Here is a 1,973-nt window from a genome sequence, read left to right as displayed (position 1 = left end):
AGAGGCCGCGCAGATAGGCGCGGTGGCGCCATCTCGGTAGCAGAGCAGGCACAAGTCTTGGCGATCATGGAGTTGCGACGCTCTGTGATCACCGGGGAGACCTGTGCCTGTACTGCCATCATGGCTGACCGAACCACTCTGGAACCAATTCAACGCCCTCCTGCCTGAGCGACCGGCCTACGCGCCGACGCATCCGTTGGGCTGCCACCGCCCACGCATCAGCGACCGGGTCGTCTTCGACAAGATGCTGCAGCTCCTGCGGTTCGGCTGCTCCTACCAGGCGATCGCCGACACGACCTGCTCGGCCACCACGATCCGCAACCGCCGGGACGAGTGGATCCGGCTCGGCGTCTTCGCCGAACTCAAGCAGATCACGTTGGAGTCCTACGACCGGATCGTCGGCCTCGTCCTCGATCAGATCGCCGTCGACGGTTCCATCACCAAAGCCCCCGGCGGTGGTGAGGTCGCAGGACGCTCACCGGTAGATCGCGGCAAACAGGGATTGAAACGCTCAGGTATGACGGATGGTTATGGAATCCCACTTGGCCGTGTGCTGGCTGGAGCGAATCGTCACGACTCCCCGCTGCTCGCCCCGACCTTGGACCGCCTGGAGGACCTGGGACCGCTGCCCGAAGACGTCACCGTGCATCTGGACGCCGGCTATGACTCGGACAAGACCCGCACCCTGCTCCACGAACGCGGCCTGCACGGCCGCATCGCGCACAAGGGCGAGAAGGCACCGATCCAGGCAAGCCAGAGGTGGCACGTCGAACGCACCCACGCCTGGCAGAACGCCTTCCACCGCCTCGCCCGCTGCTACGAGCGCCGGGCCACCGTCATCGACGCCTTCTTCGACCTCGCCGACACCATCATCACCGTACGTAGCCTGATCCGCCGAGCGTGGACCACTCACCGCTGGGAGGGCCGCCCCCGCCGCCGCCCGTGACGGACCGCCATCTGCGCCAGTGGTTGGCTGGTAACTTGACTCCCATGACGGTGGCATTGATCGACTCAGGGTTTGGCCTCCTTTCCACCACAGGATGGCTTCGGCACCTCGCCCCGGAACTCGATCTGCTTCTGTTTCTGGACCCCGACGGCGCCCCCTGGGGATCGAGAACGGCCTCCTTCGTCACGGACCGTCTGTTCAGTGCCGCCCAATTGGCCGTCCAGCGGGGCGCGGAGGCCATCGTGGTCCCCTGCAACACCGCTACCGTCACCGCGATCGACGCTCTGCGCGAGAGTTTTGAACCCCGTGTGCCTGTGATCGGAACCGTGCCCGCCGTGAAGTCGGCCGCAGCGGCCGCCCAAGGCATCGCCGTGTGGGCAACCGTCCGGACCACGGCGAGTGACTACCAGGATCGCCTGATCGCGGACTTCGCGAACGGTCGGCCTGTCGCGCGTGTCGCATGCCCTGGTCTGGCCGAGGCGATCGACCACGGAGACATGGCCGCAGCAGGGGAAGCGATCGCCGACGCGGCAAAGCGGACCCCCCAGAATTGCGACTCCGTGGTGCTGGGATGCACGCACTACCCTCTGGTGGCGCCAGAGATTCTGCAGAGCCTGCCCACCGGAACCACCCTGTACGACAGCGCGGAGGCAGTCGCCCGCCAAACACTGCGGCGATTGGACAGAACCACGGAATCGCACAACAGCACGGGCTCCATCGACGTAGTACTCAGCGGGCGCCGCGGAAATCTCCCAGCAGGCGCCCACGCCTACCCGGTGGGTCGCGCCCTTGCCGCCGCAGCGCGGGTGCCCCGCGAAATTCTCATCACTGCCGCAACTCGCGCCTCGATGGCTGCTCCAGCGATCTGAGCAAGCCCCGGAACCCCCTTCATCTCGTCGGCCAGGCGTACAGCCACTCCGTTCGCGGCAGACCCCGAGAAATCACAGAACGTGACAACTACGTGATCGCCCAGGGCCTGTGCCTGTTTCGCCCAAGGCTCCCCACCGCGCCTATCTGCGCGACCTCT

General features: G+C 66.2%; 2 protein-coding genes. Both read left to right on the top strand.

Annotation, left to right across the window (positions count from 1 at the left end; all coding sequences use genetic code 11):
* Positions 1-103 precede the first annotated feature (103 nt).
* Complete coding sequence (locus OTB20_RS42065; protein ID WP_267825165.1) at positions 104-946, top strand: IS5 family transposase; 843 nt, start codon at positions 104-106, stop codon at positions 944-946.
* A 44-nt stretch (positions 947-990) separates the two neighbouring features.
* Positions 991-1,815 carry a glutamate racemase gene (locus OTB20_RS42060; protein ID WP_267825163.1) on the top strand — a complete coding sequence of 275 codons (825 nt, stop codon included), beginning with the start codon at positions 991-993 and terminating at the stop codon, positions 1,813-1,815.
* Positions 1,816-1,973 lie beyond the last annotated feature (158 nt).

The sequence above is a fragment of the Streptomyces sp. H27-H1 genome, from assembly GCF_026627445.1.
In the GTDB taxonomy this organism is placed as follows: Bacteria; Actinomycetota; Actinomycetes; order Streptomycetales; family Streptomycetaceae; genus Streptomyces.
This window is presented reverse-complemented; position numbering and strand designations above follow the sequence as displayed.